The organism is uncultured Polaribacter sp. (genome assembly GCF_947501385.1).
GTDB lineage: Bacteria > Bacteroidota > Bacteroidia > Flavobacteriales > Flavobacteriaceae > Polaribacter.
The window spans coordinates 238,086-255,987 of sequence record NZ_CANMVP010000001.1 but is presented as its reverse complement, the minus strand read 5'-3'; the positions used below and the strand labels follow the sequence as shown (position 1 = coordinate 255,987).

Genomic DNA, 17,902 nt, shown 5'->3' with positions numbered 1-17,902 from the left:
TGTAGTTTTATTAAATATTAATTTAAAATTGTAAAATAATGAATAAAATAACTACGTATTTCAAGAGCTTATGTGTTTTAATTTTAGTTTCTGTTAGCTTTAGCATAACATCTCAAACTTTAAAAAGTGTTGCCAATCAAAATAATGTTTTTGTAGGGAACATTGGTAGTGATGCGCTAATACAAGGCACAATTAGTAATACTACAAGAAAAAATGCTCAAAATGACTTATTTACAAACGAGTACAACACTTTTGTACCCGAGAATCAGCTTAAAATGAAATCTTTATTATTCAATAGGCCTGTAAACCCTTTTGATATTAAAGAAAGTGATTTAAATAATTCAGCAATAACAAATATCAGAAATTTTGTCAATGCAAGATCTGGTTTAACAAAAGTTAGAGGGCACGCACTTATTTGGTTTAATCAAACAAGTTTGCCAGACTGGTTTAAAAATGAAGTTGGTAACTGGACTGCACAAAATATTTATGATTTTTCTGAATCTTACATAAGAGCGGTAATTGGTGCTACTGATGATTTTGTTACTGAATGGGATGTTTTAAATGAAGCTATAAGTGATCAGTCTGCAAAATATAGGGAAGTTTATGAAGATGGATCTGGTACAGATGTTTGGTACAGAAAAGTAAATACCCAAGCCAACGATAATGGTAATATTGGTTTTGATTATTTTTTTACAAGTCTGTTTAGTTGGGCTAGAAATGCAGCACCAGCAAGTGTAAAATTGTTTTATAATGATTATAGTATTGAGCAAAAGGGACAAACAAAAGCAGATTTCATGTATCAGATGGTTTCAAATTTCAAAACTTGGGGCTCACCAATAGATGGTGTCGGTTTTCAGTCTCACTTTACGTTATCTAATTACGATAACTCAAACTTTATTTCTTCAATCAAAGAAAATATAGAGCGTTTAGACAATATTGGAATTCAGGTGGCAATCACAGAAACAGATTTTAGAATTTGTGGTTTTTCGGCCAACAATCCTAATGATCCTTCTCAAGCACAAAGAACAAAGCAACAAAATTTTTATTATAGTTATGTAAAAATGGCATTAGAACAACCTAACTGCGATACTTTTGTAGTTTGGGGGATGTCTGATAATATTCAAGATACTTGGATTACCAGAGATATGCAATCTGTTAATGGTTTTACAGGATGCCATCACCCAACTTTGCATTGGGGAGATGATACTTATACAAGAAAAGAAGCTTATTACGGTGTTTTAGGTGCTTTACAGTCTTTAAACCAAAATCAAGACAAAATTAGCTCAATTACTACTCCTGAATCAGTAAATCCTGGTGCTAGTATAAATGTAAGTATAAATTATTCCGCTTCTCAAGATCGAGATGTAGTTGTGATTTTTCAAAAGGATACCTCTCCTTGGACAACTTATGCAACAGTGAAAACAGACGTTTCAGCTGGATCTGGTTCAATAAATACAACTATAAATATACCAAGTAATGTTCCTGTTGCCAATGATGAATATCAGTTCCAAGTATTTATTACAAATGATAATGGCTCTTGGTCAACAAAATTAGACAATAAATTTAATAATAATATAGATGTTATAGGATTGCCTTCTCAACTTATAAATAATGGAATTTATTTTATAAAAAAATCGAGTTCTAATCTTTTTATAAATGCTACAAATGCTGTTGGTAGCACAAATAGTGTGTACAATACAAATTCTAATTCTGCAAAATGGAATTTCACTCATTTGGGTAGAGATGAGTATGAGATTAGTAACGTTGCTTATAATTCCAGTAGATTAGAAGTACCATATCCTCAAACAGGCAATGGTAGTTTAGTGGCGACTACAAACTGGAATGGTAGTGGAAATAATTTAATATGGAAAGCTGTGAAAGTAAACAATAGTTTCCAGTTTATACCAAAACACGACCAAGCTAGTGCTTTAGATATTTGGGAAGGTAATAATACAGTTCATCTTTGGAGTAAAAATAGTAATAATGCAAATCAAATTTTTGATCTAATTGACGCAAATACATCATCAAGAAATGAAGTTAATACTAAAACGTTGAAAAACTCTTCCAGTATTGTTGAGAAAGACCTTTTTAATATTTATCCAAATCCAGCAACTTCTACAATTAATATAAATGTAAAAAATAAAAAAGACAATAGCTTAAAGATCATCAACTTACTAGGACAAGTAGTCATTAGTAAAAATATTAAAGAGACAAATATAGATATAATAACTATAGATATCAGTAATTTAAAGAGTGGTGTTTACTTTATAAGAATTAATGATGTAATTGAAAAGTTTTTAAAAAAATAAAAAATATTGATATTGTAATTTTATAAAAATAATTAAACAGACAGCTTTAGAAAACTTAAGTTGTTTGTTTAATTAATATTTTTAATGTCTTTTAGTGATGCACTACCAAAAACGTATTTAAATCTAATAACGCAACAATTGTGATATTGAAAGCCGTATTTTTTTTAGAATGCTTTATCCATTAAAAGTAATTTTAGAAATTAAATTTTCAAGCTTTTTGATTTTTTCTTTAACAACCAAACGTTAATTTATTGAAGTACTTTAAATACATTTTTATACTATTTTTCATATTCAGTTGTAAAAAATCACCTGTATGGCAAGTTATAAATACTGAAAATAATTGCACTGCAAGACATGAGTGCGGTTTTGTTGCTCATAAAAACGACTTGTATTTAATTGGAGGAAGAGGAGATAAACCTGTTGAAGGTTATACTATCAAAAATAGAACTTGGACAATTTTAAAAAGCCCTCCGCTTGAAATGAATCATATAACTCCTGTATCATTAAACAATAGTATATATATTGTTTCAGGTTTTACAGGTAATTATCCTGACGAAAACCCCTTGCAGTACGTTTATAAATTTAATTCTCAAAGCAATACTTGGCAAACTGTTTTCGAAATTCCAGAAGAAAGAAGAAGAGGTGGTGCTGGCGTTACCGTTTTTAAAGATAAAATTTACATTGTTAATGGTATTAAAAACGGACATACAGATGGCACAAATTTTATGTTTGATGTCTATGATCCTATAAATAATACTTGGGAAGTATTACCAAATTCGCCAACAAAAAGAGACCATAGCAATGCCGTAATTTTAGACGATACTTTAATAGCTTTAGGTGGCAGAAATACCAGTTATCACGAAGAAAATAATTTCCAAGCTTTTTTTGAAACAATTATTAATTCTGTAGATTATTACGATTTCAACACCGAAAAGTGGAATACTTTTAAAGAAGTCTTACCAAATCCAGCTGCAGGAAGTGCTGCAGTGGTTTTAAATAATGAACTGTATTATTTTGGAGGAGAAACAGGAGAAAAAGAAACCAATAAAACAATGTTTAGTTTTAATTTGAAAGATAAAATCTGGACACAAAAACCATCTTTAGTTAATGGAAGACATGGTACAAACGGAACTGTTTTAGAAAATAAAATTTATATCGCTTCTGGAAGCGGAAATCAAGGTGGAGGCCCAGAATTAACATCCATAGAAGTTTACAAATAAAAGATAGTATTATGATTAAAAGAATGAATGCATTTATAATCTTGTTTATAATTTGCTTTTTAAGTTGTAAAGAAATTAAAAAAGAAGTTGCAGAAGAAAAATCAGAACCAAATGTATCCTTAAAAAATACGTTTAAAGACGATTTTTTAATTGGTGCTGCTTTAAATACAGACCAATATAAAGAAATGAGTCCTGTACAAACTGCTTTGATAAAAAAAGAATTTAATAGCATTACTCCAGAAAATGATATGAAATGGGAGCAAATTCATCCAGAAGAAAATACCTATTTTTTTGACAATGCAGATGCTTATGTTGCCTTTGGGCAAAAAAACAATATGCATATTATTGGGCACACCTTACTTTGGCACAGTCAATTGGCTCCTTGGGTTAGTGAAATAAAAGATAAAAAAGAATTAGAGAAACAGATTGAAAAACACATCAATACAATTGCAGGCAGGTACAAAGGAAAAATTAATACTTGGGATGTTGTAAACGAAGCTTTAAATGAAGATGGTACTCCTAGAGAATCTCATTTTTACAAAGTTTTTGGAAACGAAAGTTATCTAGATTTGGCATTTACACTAGCAGCCAAAGCAGATCCAGCAGCAAAATTAATATATAATGATTACAATCTTTGGAAACCAGAAAAAAGAAAAGGGGTAATTAGAATTGTGAAACACTTTCAAGAAAAAGGAATAAAAATAGATGGTATTGGTATGCAAGGGCATTACAGTCTTTTAGGACCACCAATAGAAGAAATAGAAAATAGCATTCTTGCATATTCAAAATTGGGCTTAAAAGTTAGTTTTTCAGAATTAGATATTACTGTTTTACCAAATCCTTGGGAATTAAACGGAGCTGCAGTAGAACAAAGCTATGAACAATACGAAAACGACCCCAAATTCAATCCATATCCAGATGGATTAACACAAGAAGCAAAAGAAAAGATTTCGAAACGTTACAAAGATCTCTTTAACTTGTTCTTAAAACATAAAGATAAAATAGAACGAGTTACATTTTGGGGTGTTAATGATGGTCAATCTTGGTTAAATAATTGGCCAATAAAAGGAAGAACAAATTATCCTTTACTTTTTGATCGAGAAAACAATCCAAAACAAGTATACCAAGAAGTTCTTTCCTTAAAAAAATAAATCTTTTTTAAAATTATGACGAATAGTTCACAGAAATTATCAGTAAAAGAAAAAGTTGGTTATGCTTTGGGGGATTTAGCTGCAAATTTAGTCTTTCAAACTTTGGTTACTTATCTATCTTATTTTTACACAGATATCTATGGGTTAAAACCAGAAGATGCAGCAATAGTAACATTAACTGTTGGTTTAATAGCTGCTTTCGCATTTAATCCTGTAGTTGGTGCATTAGCAGACAGAACCAATACAAAAGCAGGTAAGTTTAGACCTTGGATTCTTTGGACAGCCATTCCTTTAGGAATTACGGCTTTATTAGCATTTAGCACACCAGACTTTGATTATAAAGGAAAAGTAATTTATGCAGTGGTAACTTACACATTATTGCTATTGTTATATTCTGCAAATAATTTACCATATTCTGCATTAAGTGGCGTAATTACAGGTGATATGAAAGAGCGTAATAGCTTATCTGCATATCGTTTTATAGGTGTTTTAGGTGCACAGTTTTTTGTACAAGTTTTTATGTACGATTTAATATTAAAAGCTGGTGATGGCAATAAAGCTGCTGGCATGGAAAATGTAATGACATATTTAGCCATTATTGGTACAATTATGCTTTTAATCACGTACTTCACTACCAAAGAACGAGTAGTGCCAAAACCAGAACAAAAATCAAGTTTAAAAGAAGATTTATCAGATTTATTTAAAAATAAACCATGGGTTATTATGCTTTCTCTTACAACTTTAGTCTTCGTTACATTGGCAATGAAGGGAGGTTCTTATGTGTATTATTTTGAAAATTATGTAAATCCAGAAAAATTAAAAACTTTTTTAGATCCTTTTAGATCTATTTTACCAACGTTCGAAAATGAGACTTCTTTTGGTTTAGGTGTTTTTAATGGTGGTGGAATTTTAGTGGGTTTAATTGGTATTATACTATCCAAAAAATTGGCAGATAAATACGGCAAACGAAATGTATTTGGAGCTTCATTATTTATATCGACATTATTTATTATTGCGTTTTATTTTTATCCGCCAGAAGCCATAGGCTTGATATTTGTAAGTCAGCTTTTACATATGTTTTTTTACGGTATCAGTACACCGATCCTTTGGACAATGATAGCTGACGTTGCTGATTTTTCTGAATGGAAAACAAACAGAAGAGCCACGGCAATTATATTCTCTGCAATGATGGTGGGTCTGAAAGGAGGTATAAGTATTGGTAGTGCTTTAGTATCTTCTATTTTAGGTTTTTATGGTTACGATTCGCAGTTAGAAATACAAAATGAATCTGCAATAATAGGCACTAAGTTGTTGATTAGTGTTTATGCAGCCATCCCGTTCTTAATGGGTATAGCACTGTTGTATTTTTACGAAATTGATAAAAAAATGGAGCTACGTATTGAAAAAGAATTAACCCAAAGAAGACTTAATTAAAATAAAAAAATAATGCCAGAAGATAATATAAATCATATTGATTTCGATGAGCTTGATAAAAAAGCAATCTCACAACCTTTAGTAACACATATTTACACAGCAGATCCTTCTGCACATATTTTTAATGGAAAAATATATATTTATCCTTCTCATGATGTAGATGCTGGAGAAGCTTTTGATGATTTAGGAAGTCATTTTGCAATGGAAGATTATCACGTAATTTCTATGGATAGTATAGATAGTCCTGCTATAGATAATGGTTTGGCTTTACATATAGATGATGTGCCTTGGGCAAAACAACAAATGTGGGCACCAGATGCAAATGAAAAAGATGGGAAGTTTTATTTATTTTTCCCTGCAAAAGGATACGATGATATTTTTAGAATTGGCGTTGCTATAAGCGACTCTCCAACAGGTCCTTTTAAAGCAGAACCAAAACCAATCAAAGGAAGTTTTTCTATAGATCCAGCAGTATTTAAAGACGATGATGGTTCTTATTATATGTATTTTGGTGGTCTTTGGGGAGGGCAATTACAGCGTTGGAGAACAGGAGAATTTAATGCAAATCAACCAGATAGTCCTACCGCATTTATTCCAGAAGATAACGAAGTAGCTTTATTGCCTTATGTAGCTAAAATGACAGATGATCTATTAGAGTTGGATGAAAAACCAAAAGAAATAAAAATCGTTGATGAAAATGGCGATTTATTATTAGCAGGAGATATTGATCGCCGTTTTTTTGAAGCTGCTTGGTTGCATAAACACAATGGAAAATATTATTTTTCATATTCAACAGGAGATTCACACTTTATTTGTTATGCTATTGGCGATAATCCTTACGGACCATTTACATACACAGGACGAATTTTAGAACCAGTTGTGGGTTGGACTTCTCATCATTCTGTTTGTAAAGTAGAAGATAAATGGTATTTATTTTATCATGATTCTAGCTTGTCAAAAGGAGTAACCCATTTACGTTCTATAAAAGTCGCTGAAATTACTCATTCAGAAGATGGTCGTATAAAGACGTTACAGCCCTATAATAAAATTAGTAGCTTCTAAAATAATATCGTTAAATACTTACAATCTTGCGAGATAGTTATGTCATCAGATTTAATTATTTTTGTTAGTAGTTTTATTTTTAATAGCTTTTTCTAGAAAAGAGCTAAAAGAAATTTTTTGAAAGGTCATATCTGCTTGACTGCCTTCATAGAGAATACCTATATTGTTTTCGTCGATACTTGTAAGACTGGAGTAGCCCCTTCCGTAGCCTTCATCCAATAATAGCCAATATTTTTTTGGCCAGGTTTTACCATTGTCGAAACTAGCTTTGATAGTCAAATCGTACCTGCCTTCTTTGGTGTTTGGATTAGAAAACAACAAGACGGATTTTTGAACTCCATTCAAAGTATAGTGATGCTTGTATAAAGAGGCCATACAGACGGGTTCAATTAGAGCACTGTGAGAAGTAGAATGCATAATCCAAGACTCTCCTAAATCATAGGTAACTGCTATGGCCCTCCCGTTTGTTCTAGTTTTTTTTCGGTTTCTATTATCTCGCATGTTCAACATTAAAGAGCCGTCTTCCAGCTGAACTACTGAGCATTCCGTAGTGTTATTATAAGCAGGATTACTAGTTTTCCAAGTTGTTCCTCTGTCCTTACTATAAATAATACAGGAGAAGGGAACTCCATTCTTGTCCCTTCCTTGGGCAGGTAATACAAGTGTTCCATCCTTCAGCGTTATTCCATTGCCTGGTGTTGCCGAAAACAACCACCATTCTTTTTTCTTTAACATCTTCGTAAGATTAATAGGATCGCTCCAAGTTTTGCCATCATCAGTACTCTTTGCCATCATATATTGAGTGGTTTCCTTAACTCCGAATCCAGGTTGCGATCCTTTGTTTTTCCACTGATGATTCCAATCCTTACTTTCTTCAGTAAGGTTTTCTATCCAAGTACCATTTTTGTCTATAACTCCGTGCATCCAGATTCCTGGTGCGAAAATAGTCCCATTTACCTCGTCCACCAAGAGGGATGCGTCGCTGAATCCATTGAATTTTTCAGGCAAGCCTCCCCACTCTCCCATATCTAGAATAATCTGGGTCGGACCCCAAGTCTCTCCTCCATCAGTACTTCTGCTTATAGCGATGTCATTATCTCCCTGTAAATCTCTTGCACTGTTTCTGCGGGCTTCAAAAGCGGCTATTAATGTTCCTTTGTTAGTAGTTACTAGAGCGGGGATTCTATAGGTGTCTACGTTTTCTTCCCCATGCTCCCTCAAAGCGACACCTATGCGAAGTTTTTTAACATCCAAAAGTGGTTTTGCTTTTACATTACCATTATTTGTAATTATCTTCTCACAAAATCCACCAATTTGATTTAAAAGGTTTGCATCATCTTTTAACTTGTATGATATCCAGAAATAATTATTATCACTTGTCAATTCCATACTTCCTTCAAGCTTTACCTGTGCATCTATTTTGGTTGTACAGGCAAATAGTATTTTCCTGTCATTTAGAAGCTCAGCTCCAGAAGGATGATAATAAAGTGATATATTTTCTATATCTTTAAGATTAGTTGTGCCTTTTGTATTGATAACAATTGCTTTAAGAACTGTTTTACTTAAAGTGTCCGTCTTTTTTATATTTAATCGAAGTATATGATTAAATTCTTTCATTTTTAAAACAGGGTATTGGTATTGTGTCTGGTCAACTATTATTTGTTTCCCCTGTGCAAAAAATGTTGAATTGCTTATTACGAAACAGATAATTAATAAGGTTGCTTTTTTAAACATAATTTATTTTTTAATCATTTAAACAGATATTGAATTCTCTATAATCTAACGATAGTTACTGGATGTTTTTCTGTTAAAGAGTATACTAAAAACATAGCCACTTATAAAACAAGACATAAGTCCTATAAAAGAGTAGAGCAAGATATGTATATTGGTATAAATACTAATATAAATTAAAAACAATGTACTTAATAGAACTCCTAACAAAGTACCTAGAGCATTGGCTTTTTTTGTAACAATACCCAGTAGAAACATACCACCTAAACCAGCTGTAAGAAGACCGATAAATAACAAAAATTGATCCCAAAGCGATTTTATGTCAGATACTGACATCCATAATGCCAGTAGTATTCCTAAAACCCCTATGACAACTGTGGTAACCCTCGCTGTTTTTAACAATTGGATGTCAGAGGTTTTAGGCTTAAAATGTTTGTAGAAATCGTTACAAAAAGCGGTTGATACAGAATTCAAACTGCTGCTGATACTTGACATGGCGGCTGAGAAAACAGCAGCAATCAATAAACCTGAGACGCCATTCGGCAACTCATTAACAATATACCATGGAAAAATAGAATCATTGTTTGAAACATTAGGAATTAGCCGCTCTGGAAAACTGGAGTAAAAAATAAACAGTAAGGTACCGAGACTAAAAAAAATTATTGTGGCAGGCAAAGTGAGGGCCGCATTTATATAGGAGGTCTTTTGTGCATCTTTCACGGTATTACTTGTCAAATAACGTTGCACTACGGTTTGATCAGTTCCTTGAGTAATCAAAGCCGAGGCAAGACCTCCTAATAAAACTACCCAGAATGTGGATTTTGTGAAATTCAGATCCATATTGGCAATATTGACTTTATTATTATCTACCGCTATTTGATAGGCTTCTGGAATAGAAATTTCTGTCTGATTAAAAAGCCAAAATAACGCAAGAATACTTCCGCCTAAAAGAACGACGACCTGTAAAACATCTGTCCAAATAACTGCTTCAATACCACCAAAAGTTGTATATATTATGCATAAAACACCCATAATAAGAACGCATATTTCTACAGGTATGCCTGTAACTATAGAGATGGCAAGAGAGGGTAATAACAGAACAACTCCAATTCTTCCTATTTGAAATAAAATAAAAGACAAACTACCTATGAATCTAGCTAAATAATTAAAACGATATTCTAAAAACTCATAAGCGGTTGTGATTTTAATTCTATTAAAATACGGTATAAATAAAAATGTTATGACTGGAACAATTAAAATTGCAGTCATATTTATTGTGAAATAAGACCAATCTGTTAAAAATGATTTTGCAGGCACCGCCATAAAAGTAAGCGCACTTAATAAAGTTCCGAAGACACTTATTCCTGCCGCCCACCAAGGAACCCTGCCACTACCTGTAAAATAATCTTTTGTAGAATGCTGTTTTTTTGAGAAATAAAGACCAATTAATAAAGTGACTAATAAATACAATGTCAATACACTATAATTAAGCCATCCGAATGAATTTTTTAATTGTTCTATAAATATTTTTTTTGAGGTCGGGGTTCTCACTCCTGGTGCGATTTCACCGGAAATGATATAGAAAAAATCATTTTCTTGAAAAGACAGCGCAGTTACGGGTATAGTGTCCACAATTGCATGATAACTAGTAAATTTTTCCGTAATTGTATTAAAGCTTATCAAATCATTTTCAAAACCTGAATGCTCGCTTAGAATTTTATTTTTCTTCTGTATTAGTTTTATTTTTATAGAATCATTTGATTCATTGTATATGTTTTGATTTAATTTTTCAAGGGCGGAAAACAGCTTCCCATCGTCCCCTCCATATAACAATATATTCATTGACCCTTTTGCTTCAGTGGCAGCTCCCATAATAACCCTCTTACTATTATCTACAAGAATTGGTTTTGGAGCGTTCCACTCTTTGTTGACAAGATCATAAGAGATATAGGTATTATGTAATTGCGATATTTGGCCATTTGCCTGATTTCTGCCTCCGAAAACAAATAATTTTCGACCAAAAGAAGTTTCTTGGATTGCGGTACTATGAAAACTACGTGGCAATCCAGGAAAATCGGGTAATCTTTTCCAATCCTGCTTCAACTTCAAGTCCATTACATATACAGTATTATATGAAATGTTCCCATCGGTACCTCCAATGACATACACTTTATTGTCTTCTACCATAGCAGACATATGAGCCATTGGTTGGGGAAGGGAAGGGAAATCTTCAAGGTCGACTTCCTGACTAATTGGATTATAGTTCAACAAGAAAACCCTATCGGAGGTTTCAACAGAATTATTACCACCAATGACTAAAATTCCTTCCTGCGTTTGAACAGATGCACCGTAGGCCAAAGGAATTGGCAGTTCTGTATTCGAAATCCGCCAAGTTCCTTTTTCAAAAATAAAAATAGAACGATACCATTTTTTTTTCCCTCCTTGCCAAGGAACAGTATATGGAAAGTTGGCGCCGCCTGCTGCAATTATAACACCATTATCTATACCTCCCATCATACCCGCATAACCCACCGATTTGTCTGTATGAGGTGCAGAGGGCAATCTGGGTAAAATACTTGTAGCTACATCCAATTCAGGAACAGCTTGTTTTTCAGGTGTTTCACAAGAAAATAATGCAACACAAAGCAGTATGGACAAGAAAAAACCTTTTAAAGGCTTACACTTTAGATAAAATGGCATGATCAAAGTAATTTATTTTTTGTAATGCTGCTTCTAAGGTCTTATATTCTTTGGAAGTTAAGGGAATGACAGGGGATCTTGGAGGTCCAAAATCATGGCCCGCCATTCTCATTATTGCCTTTTGTGCTGCAAGTCCGTCATATTTTAAGAAGGTCTTTATGATTAGCACTATTTGATGATAGTAATGTAATGCTTGTTCTTTTTCGTTTTTGTCGTAGTTTTCTAATAGTAATTGGTAAAGAGGAAGCATAAAATTATAGGTACTGCCCATAAATGAATCCACACCTAAGGCCAATGCAGGTAAAAACAATTCGTCGACTCCGAAATACATCTTATATCGATCACCGTATTTTTGCCTACATAGCATAAAATCATCAATTGTGCCGGCCGTATATTTTATCCCTCCTAATTGAGGTAACCGCCCATCCAGTTGATCTAAAAATGAAAGCATATTGAAATTCAAACCTGTTTTACTAGGAATATGATAATAGATAAATGGAATTTTATCTTGACATTCAGAAATTTTTTCAATTCCATAAATCAATTGGTCAATAGTGCTTATAGGATAATAACTTGTCAAAGTAGCTGATACCGCATCTGCGCCCATCCTTACGGCATGGTGTATTAAATTCCTGCTCACTTCATAACTGGTATGACTTACATTAACAATTACTGGAACTCTATGATTTATAGCCTTTATATATCGTTCTGTAATTAGTTTTCGATCTTGTAAAGCCAATGAAAGTCCTTCTCCCGTACTTCCCATCAAATAGAATCCAGAAATACCATCTTCAATTAATTGGTCTACTAATTTTTGAATTGGCTTTAGATTTAGGTTTCCATCTATATCAAATGGACTAAATCCAGCGGCAATTAATCCATGTATATCTATTTTCATCATATTGTATATATTTATTTATTTATTTATTTTTACGAAAAATTCTGGAATTATTTTTTTTGCATGTGGTCTTAATTCTTCCGCTAGTTTAGAATCAACACTTTTGTACGGCCAACGTAGCTTTGGTTTAAAATCTATCCAATTTCCAATTTGAACTAATAACTTGTCCATAGCCATATTGGAATAGTTGTCCTTTTCAATTAAGGGTGCAATATATGTGCTCATAAATACTTGAATACGTTGTTCTAGTGCAAGAGCACTCTCCATATCGGTTTGAGTTAAATTGTACCACTTTTGTGCAGCCTTGGGATTTAAACAAGCCATATTGGAATATGCACCATGAGCCCCATTTTTTATTCCTGTAGCCAAATGATGACCAGGAATAAAAACGGATAAGTCTTTTGCAATGAGTTGAGTCATTTTAGTGTACCATTCCAAATTTCCTCCTGCTACTTTTACCCCAATTAAGCTCGGAATCATTTTTTTCATGAACGCTAGATCTTCTAAACTCCAGACTTTCTTCGCATGAGGTGGGTTGTATAAAATCATACCTAAATTATCAGAAATTTCCTCCATCCTTTTTAAAAAATTAATACTTTCATCTAAAGTTGGCACAAACCAATCAGGTAAAATCACCTGTACTGCGCTTGGCTTGTAATATCTGATTCTCTGTAACCTTTCCAATGAAATTATTGGACTCATATGACTTACTCCAATCTGGAAATTCATATTTGCCGACTGGCACTTATTTGCCAATAAATCTGTACATCTATCAAACTCATCTTCTGTGATATTATAGAATTCTCCTGCAGAACCATGGGAATAGATCCCATCTACTCCCATGGATATTATTACATCTATCTCTGTACCTAAAAGACCATAATCTATACTTCCATCAATATTTATAGGTAAAATGAGTGTTGCCCAATTTCCCTTGATTTCATTGAACTTTTTTAATGAATTCATATATGTTTTAAACCAGAGGTTAATTAAATGCAGGTTTTAATGCTTTTTCCAGATCTGCCACAACTACTACTATAAATTGAATAATTCTGAAACTTCTGTCTCCGAGAGTGCTCTCCGGTAAAGCATCAAATCATCCAGTTCTCCCATATAATAGTTTGAGAAGTTGTCTCCGGAGGCTTGGGCTCCTAAACTGAAATTCTGTTCGTTAGAAACATCTTTAAATGCTCCAGTTCTGGCCCCTATGAGCGATCCATCAATATACAGTCTAGAGTCGTCGCCTTCACGGACAAATGTGGCAAAGTGCCATTTGTCATCTGTAAGTATTCCTGACAGTGCACTGAGCGGTATGTTCAATATGGCTCCACCTGTTGGGTCTTCGACAGCGGCTCTTGCTACTCGGCTGTCCGTATTGTCATTCAAACGGAACCAAGCCTGATTGTCGCCTCCTCCGTTCTTACCGCTTTCTTGATAGACCATCATTCTAGAGGTGTTGTTTGTTTTAAACCAGACGCCGATTGTAAAATTGTCTGTACCAAAATTCATCGCATCATTATCTGTAATAGAGATATGGCCAGAACCATCAAAAACTGCAGTGCCGTTTTCATTCATATGACGGTCGGTACCTGTAAAATTTACTGTACCCATAACATTATGGTCTATACTATTCGGCCCAAAATCATTGGCATTGCCATCTAACGGAAAATATCCTGCCAGATCATCTCCTGGAATCACAGTTATAAAATCTTCTTCTACAATTTCTGAAGAATTAGTAGTATTCGATGCCGTAAAAGATACCCTATATTTTCCTGGTGTCTCATACACTACTGTTGGATTTTGTAGATTAGATGTTGCTGGTGTTCCTCCCTCAAAAGTCCAACTCCAATTTGTAGAAGTACCCACGGAAGTATCTGTGAAAGTAACTGTATTACTAGTATATGTGTTTTTTGCTGAGGTTTGGAAGCTGGCATCAATAGAGGTGACATCAATTACATTTATGAAGTCTGCCTTTACCACCTCGTCAGAATTATCCTGATTTGAGGCCGTTAGTCTAACAGAATAAACGGTCGCCTCACTAAAGGCTATAACAGGGTTTTGTTCTGTAGAGGTTATGGTACTGCCATTTTTAGGAATAAATTCCCAATTCCACGAGGTGGGAGACCCTGTAGACAAATCTGTGAAAACAACATTTTCGTTTTGTATCGCACTTACATCACTTGCACTAAAATCTGCAACCACTTCCGATGCGCTTACCGTAATGAATGATTCTTTTGTCAGGGTCTCAGACTGTACAGAATTCCCAACTTTTAACGTAACGTTGTAACTGCCAGGAGCTTCATAGGTGATTGTGGGACTTTGAAGATTTGAAGTTGGGGGAGTACCTCCCTCAAAAGTCCAATCCCATTTGGAGATATCACCAATAGATAAATCGGTGTAACTAACTTCTTCGTTGGCACTGATATTTTGAGTGTCTGCTTTGAAATCTACCCCAATATTTGACTTTTGTATGTCATCCTCATCGCAGGCGTAGAAAAAACTCATTAACAATGCACTTGCCATAATAAATATTTTATTTTTCATTGGTTTTAGTATTTGAAATTTATAATAAATAAGTGTTTTTTTGTTTTAGTCAATTTTATCAAGTGATATAGTTTCGAACGAAATACCTTGATAACGATCAGCAGGAGTATCTCCAGCTTCGTACAGAATTGCGACATGTCCATTCTGGTAATTCTCCAAATCGGAATATGCGGCAAACCCACCGTTCAATCTTAAAGATCTTGTCCAGGTGTCCCCATCATCTTCGCTTAATTTGATTGTCATATCCTTACGGTCATTCAAATCTGCAGGATTGGAGAACAACAGGATGTTTTTATCATAATCATCTCCGACAAAACTGTACCTATGCAGGCTAGCCTGTACTCTTGGGCTAATAAGTGCATTATCCAGACCTTTGTTCTGTAAGGTCAATCCTCCATCATTACTTATGCAAATCCTTCTTCTTTTCTCAGTTTGGGAACCGTTTCTGCTATTTAACATGATATCATTATTTGATAATTCTGCTGCTTCGCATTCATTGGAGCCAAACTCGGGATCTACCCCGCCGATAGCCCAATTTTCACCATGATCATCAGAATATATAATATGTGAGGATCCAACCCGGTCGCTGTTTATAAAATTACAGCCTACAATAAGCCTGTCTTTATAAGGGCCTTTACGTATCTGTATCCCAGATCCGGGACCAGTGGCATACCATCTCCAATTTGCTCGTTTTACAGAAGCTGTGATTTCTACAGGGTTGCTCCAGGTTACACCTTTATCTGTAGATTTTATAACATAGGGTCTTCTCGTGTCAACACCTGTTCCTCTGATGATTGTGCTTATAGTATCTTCTCCTGCGTTCCATGTAGATAACAGGATAATCTCACCCGTGACTTTGTCATAAATTGGTGAGGGGTTACCACAAGTGTTTCCTCCATCGTCCCAAATGATGATATTCTTACTCCAGGTGAATCCATTATCCTCTGATCTTCTTACAACCAAATCTATATTGCCAGAGTCTCCTCCGCCTTCTTTTCTTCCCTCGGCAAATGCTAGAAGCGTTTTTTCATCCACTCTCAAGAGTGCTGGTATTCTATAGTATGCGTAGCCTTCTTGATTCCTGCTAAAAAGATAGTTCAAGCCATTGCTTCCTGGATATTCTAAAGCGTCAGGATCTTCTGGCGGGTCAACCACAGGGCTACCTCCCGGATCGTCAGAACAGCTAACAGTAAGGGATGTTAAAAGTAGCAGCATCCAAATAGAATAATTTTGAATCCTATTGTTTATTAACGTGTTGATATAAATAAGTATCATATAAAAAAGGTTAAAGAAATTATTTTAATTTAAACAAGAATTAAGAAATTTTTCTTGATTACTTGTGTCGTTTTCAGTGAGTTGAAAGCATCTGATATTTATATAAATTCTAGTCATAACCAGGCGTTTGTTCTATAAGATCGTTCTCTGCAATCAAGTTGTCATTTACAGGCCATAGTAACGGAATGTTTGAGCCCTGGAGATTGGGAACTTGGTTGTAGATATTGATGGTTCCACCAGCATCAAAACGTACCAAGTCCCAATACCGTTTGAGCTCTAAAAACAACTCACGGCCTCTCTCATCCAAGATTTCTCGTTCAATTGTATTCTTGTCCAAAGGACCATTGTAAAGACCCGTACCTGCTCTCTGTCTCACTAAATTTAAATCGGCAACTGCCTCAGGTATTTGATTTAATGCAGCCTTTGCCTCTGCTCTTAATAATAACATATCTGCCCAACGATATACAATAATGTCATTATCATAAAAAGTATCATTGTTTGCATTGGTTCCTTTGAATTTATTTTGAGCATAAGATTCTATGTCAGGCTCAGATCCAGGATCAGGGCCGTCTGCCACCAAGATCGGGATAATGCTCTTATCCAGTCTTTGGTCAGAAGAATTTGTATATAGATTAATAATATTATCACTTGGTCTGTAATTTGCACGAGCATTAAAACTAGTTGAGGAAGGCACGTCAGGATTTAAAACCCTGTCTATTGTAACGCCAGAAGGAGACACTCTGCTCGCATACATTCCATGTTGCTCATTGAAATCAAAGAAGATTGAGAATATAACTTCGCTGTTGAGTTTTGTATTGAAAACATCCTCAAAATCACTCAAGAGACTTACACCAGAAATTTTATCGATAGCTGCAATCGCATCTTGAAAATCTGATGCACCGCCGCCCAATACTTTTCCGTTCCACATCTTAGAATCTGCTAAAAGCGCATAGGTCGCTGGTCTACTAGCAGCGTATTTTGTATTATTGAACCCATCGCTAGGAAAACTTTCTATTGAATTGTCCAAATCTTCAAAGATTTGAGCCATGACTTCTGAAACGGGCGATCTGCCGACTACAGGAGTGTTTTGGTCAACGGGCTCTAAAATCAACGGCACATCACCCCAAACTCTAATCATTTGAAAGTACATAAATGCTCTAAGAAAATAGGCCTCTCCAAGTATTTGTCCTTTAGAAGCTGAACTATTGAATTCGGCATTTTCCGACCCGCTAATGATTAAATTGATATTGTTTATCAGGTTGTAGTATACCCTCCAGTTCAGCCCATTACCTCCGTTAAGGTTCTGTGCCCAAGAATCTGATACTGTTCCAATAATACCCACATCAAAGGAATCACTTCGGTCTTCTCCAAAAAGCGTTGTGTTATATTGATCTCTATTGGCATCGTAAAGACCTGTTAAGATGGCCTTAAAATCTTCTTCAGCCACAGGAAAATTACCTTGTGTTATTCTTGATGGTATTTCTACCTCTATAAAATCTTCAATACATGATTGGGCGCTTAGAATACATAAAAAGCCTAAAATTAATTTTATACGAATAGTTTTCATTTTGTTTTTTT

The 17,902-nt window shown here is 34.4% G+C and carries 12 protein-coding genes; 5 read left to right on the top strand and 7 right to left on the bottom strand.

Annotated elements, in window-relative coordinates; genetic code table 11:
* The first annotated feature begins 38 nt into the window (after window positions 1–38).
* The 5 genes from Q0998_RS00905 (at window position 39) to Q0998_RS00885 (ending at window position 7,176) form a co-directional block, all read left to right on the top strand.
* Window positions 39–2,309 carry an endo-1,4-beta-xylanase gene (locus tag Q0998_RS00905; protein ID WP_299664916.1) on the top strand — a complete coding sequence of 757 codons (2,271 nt, stop codon included), beginning with the start codon at window positions 39–41 and terminating at the stop codon, window positions 2,307–2,309.
* 251 nt (window positions 2,310–2,560) lie between these two features.
* Window positions 2,561–3,529 (top strand): kelch repeat-containing protein, encoded by a 969-nt coding sequence (locus Q0998_RS00900; protein ID WP_299664913.1) that lies wholly within the window; start codon window positions 2,561–2,563, stop codon window positions 3,527–3,529.
* 11 nt (window positions 3,530–3,540) lie between these two features.
* On the top strand, window positions 3,541–4,680 hold the full coding sequence (locus Q0998_RS00895; protein ID WP_299664910.1) for an endo-1,4-beta-xylanase: 1,140 nt from the start codon (window positions 3,541–3,543) through the stop codon (window positions 4,678–4,680).
* A 15-nt stretch (window positions 4,681–4,695) separates the two neighbouring features.
* Complete coding sequence (locus Q0998_RS00890) at window positions 4,696–6,114, top strand: MFS transporter (protein WP_299664907.1); 1,419 nt, start codon at window positions 4,696–4,698, stop codon at window positions 6,112–6,114.
* Between the two features lie 12 nt (window positions 6,115–6,126).
* The gene (locus Q0998_RS00885) at window positions 6,127–7,176 is read left to right on the top strand and encodes a glycoside hydrolase family 43 protein (RefSeq protein WP_299664904.1); all 1,050 of its coding nucleotides are present in this window, start codon (window positions 6,127–6,129) and stop codon (window positions 7,174–7,176) included.
* A gap of 51 nt (window positions 7,177–7,227) precedes the next feature.
* On the opposite strand, the gene Q0998_RS00880 is transcribed toward Q0998_RS00885, so the two are convergent.
* The 7 genes from Q0998_RS00880 to Q0998_RS00850 form a co-directional block, all read right to left on the bottom strand.
* Complete coding sequence (locus Q0998_RS00880; RefSeq protein WP_299664901.1) at window positions 7,228–8,910, bottom strand: sialidase family protein; 1,683 nt, start codon at window positions 8,908–8,910, stop codon at window positions 7,228–7,230.
* 45 nt (window positions 8,911–8,955) lie between these two features.
* On the bottom strand, window positions 8,956–11,607 hold the full coding sequence (locus Q0998_RS00875) for a sodium/solute symporter (protein ID WP_299664899.1): 2,652 nt from the start codon (window positions 11,605–11,607) through the stop codon (window positions 8,956–8,958).
* Entirely contained in the window at window positions 11,585–12,508 is a 924-nt protein-coding gene (locus Q0998_RS00870; protein ID WP_299664896.1) for a dihydrodipicolinate synthase family protein, read from the bottom strand. Before Q0998_RS00870 ends, Q0998_RS00875 begins: the two co-directional genes overlap by 23 nt.
* 15 nt (window positions 12,509–12,523) lie before the next feature.
* A complete protein-coding gene (locus Q0998_RS00865) occupies window positions 12,524–13,471 on the bottom strand; it encodes a dihydrodipicolinate synthase family protein (RefSeq protein ID WP_299664893.1) in 948 nt (315 codons plus the stop codon).
* Between the two features lie 69 nt (window positions 13,472–13,540).
* A complete protein-coding gene (locus Q0998_RS00860) occupies window positions 13,541–15,049 on the bottom strand; it encodes a PKD domain-containing protein (RefSeq protein WP_299664891.1) in 1,509 nt (502 codons plus the stop codon).
* Window positions 15,050–15,094: 45 nt separating this feature from the next.
* A complete protein-coding gene (locus tag Q0998_RS00855) occupies window positions 15,095–16,324 on the bottom strand; it encodes a sialidase family protein (protein ID WP_299664889.1) in 1,230 nt (409 codons plus the stop codon).
* Between the two features lie 109 nt (window positions 16,325–16,433).
* Window positions 16,434–17,891: a RagB/SusD family nutrient uptake outer membrane protein gene (locus Q0998_RS00850; protein ID WP_299664886.1), complete on the bottom strand. Its 1,458-nt coding sequence runs from the start codon at window positions 17,889–17,891 to the stop codon at window positions 16,434–16,436.
* Window positions 17,892–17,902: the final 11 nt, after the last annotated feature.

Bases quoted from the DNA above. Each gene is read 5' to 3' on its own strand.
- Q0998_RS00895 (WP_299664910.1), top strand. From the start codon at position 3,541: ATGATTAAAAGAATGAATGCATTTATAATCTTGTTTATAATTTGCTTT.
- Q0998_RS00890 (WP_299664907.1), top strand. From the start codon at position 4,696: ATGACGAATAGTTCACAGAAATTATCAGTAAAAGAAAAAGTTGGTTAT.
- Q0998_RS00870 (WP_299664896.1), bottom strand. From the start codon at position 12,508: ATGATGAAAATAGATATACATGGATTAATTGCCGCTGGATTTAGTCCA.
- Q0998_RS00855 (WP_299664889.1), bottom strand. From the start codon at position 16,324: ATGATACTTATTTATATCAACACGTTAATAAACAATAGGATTCAAAAT.
- Q0998_RS00860 (WP_299664891.1), bottom strand. From the start codon at position 15,049: ATGAAAAATAAAATATTTATTATGGCAAGTGCATTGTTAATGAGTTTT.
- Q0998_RS00875 (WP_299664899.1), bottom strand. From the start codon at position 11,607: ATGCCATTTTATCTAAAGTGTAAGCCTTTAAAAGGTTTTTTCTTGTCC.
- Q0998_RS00905 (WP_299664916.1), top strand. From the start codon at position 39: ATGAATAAAATAACTACGTATTTCAAGAGCTTATGTGTTTTAATTTTA.
- Q0998_RS00885 (WP_299664904.1), top strand. From the start codon at position 6,127: ATGCCAGAAGATAATATAAATCATATTGATTTCGATGAGCTTGATAAA.
- Q0998_RS00865 (WP_299664893.1), bottom strand. From the start codon at position 13,471: ATGAATTCATTAAAAAAGTTCAATGAAATCAAGGGAAATTGGGCAACA.
- Q0998_RS00880 (WP_299664901.1), bottom strand. From the start codon at position 8,910: ATGTTTAAAAAAGCAACCTTATTAATTATCTGTTTCGTAATAAGCAAT.
- Q0998_RS00850 (WP_299664886.1), bottom strand. From the start codon at position 17,891: ATGAAAACTATTCGTATAAAATTAATTTTAGGCTTTTTATGTATTCTA.